The organism is Kitasatospora sp. NPDC056800 (assembly GCF_042789775.1).
Lineage (GTDB): Bacteria > Actinomycetota > Actinomycetes > Streptomycetales > Streptomycetaceae > Kitasatospora.
The window spans coordinates 1-1,573 of the sequence record NZ_JBHUAL010000414.1 but is presented as its reverse complement, the minus strand read 5'-3'; the positions used below and the strand labels follow the sequence as shown (position 1 = coordinate 1,573).

General features: G+C 69.9%; 1 protein-coding gene. It reads left to right on the top strand.

Going from position 1 to position 1,573, the window contains the following annotated elements; all coding sequences use genetic code 11:
• Positions 1–44: 44 nt before the first annotated feature.
• The coding region (locus ACFRQN_RS40785) for a condensation domain-containing protein (protein WP_380745691.1) at positions 45–1,573 on the top strand (1,529 nt) is incomplete at its 3' end.

Here is a 1,573-nt window from a genome sequence, read left to right as displayed (position 1 = left end):
TGGTGCGCTTGCTCGGGGTGGCGGTCGGGGATCCGGAGGTTCCGGTGTCCGGCTGGGAGGTGTTCGACTCGCCTGAGCAGGAGCGGTACTTCCTCAGTCGGGCGGAGCGGGCCCGGGCCGGCGCGGTCGAGGCTGTGGAGGTGCAGGGGCAACGTGGTCCGAGGACGGCGCAGGAGGAGATCCTGTGCGCGTTCTTCGCCGAGGTCCTCGGGGTTCCGTCGGTAGGCATCGACGACAACTTCTTCGCTCTGGGCGGCCATTCGCTCCTGGCGACGCGCCTGATCAGCCGGATCCGCACGACCCTCAACGCTGAGCTGGGCATCCGCGACCTCTTCCGTAACCCGACCGTCGTCGGGGTGATGGAGAAGCTGAAGGAGGGCCGTCCGGCCCGTCCCGCGCTGGTGGCGGGTGAGCGTCCGGAGGTGCTGCCGCTGTCGTTCGCCCAGCAGCGGCTGTGGTTCCTGGACCAGCTCGAGGGTGCCTCTGCTACCTACAACAGCCCGTTCGCGTTCCGCCTGCATGGCGCGGTGGACGTCGAGGCCCTGCGCGGGGCGATCGGTGACGTGGTCGGCCGCCACGAGGCGCTGCGGACGGTCTACCCCGCGATCGACGGCCAGCCCCGCCAGCTGGTCCTGCCCGCCCAGGACGTCCAGGTGCCCTTCAGGGTCGAGCCGTGCACGGCCGGCGAGCTGGCCGAGCGGATCGAAGCCGAGGCCTTCACCACCTTCAAGCTCTCGACCGAACTTCCCTTGCGGGTAGTGCTGTTCACTGCCACTGAAGGGGAATCCGTCCTCGTCCTGACCCTGCACCACATCGCCAGTGACGGGTGGTCCTCGGGCCCGCTCTGGTCGGGTATTGCCTCGGCTTACCGGTCCCGTCTGGCCGGTCTCGTCCCGGACTGGGAGCCGCTGGCCGTCCAGTACGCGGACTACACGCTCTGGCAGCACAACGAGCTCGGCGCGACCATGGACCAGCAACTCGCGTACTGGTCCGAGGCGTTGAGGGGTTCGCCGCAGGAGGTGGCCCTGCCCTTCGATCGGCCCCGACCGGCCACCGCCTCGCACGAGGGTGAGCTGCTGGAGTTCCACGTCGGCCCCGGCCTGCACGCCGAACTGGACGCGGTGGCGCGTCGGCACGGCGTGACGCTGTTCATGGTCCTGCACGCGGCTCTGGCGGCTCTGCTGTCGCGCCTGGGCGCCGGCACGGACATCCCCATTGGCACGGTCGTCGCCGGACGTTCGGACGAGGCCCTGGACGACCTGGTCGGGTTCTTCGTGAACACCCTGGTCCTGCGGACCGACGTCTCGGCGGAGCCGACCTTCGGCGAACTGCTGGACCGGGTCCGGGACGCCGACCTGGCGGCGTTCACCCACCAGGACCTGCCGTTCGAGCGCCTGGTGGAGGAGCTGAACCCGGTGCGTTCGCTGGGCCGGCACCCGCTGTTCCAGGTGCTCCTGGTCCTGCAGAACAACGACGAGGGCACCCTCCAACTCCCGGGCCTCACCGCCCAGCCCGAGTCCTTCGGGACGCCACCCGCCAAGTTCGACCTCAACCTCACCTGCGTCGAGAACCG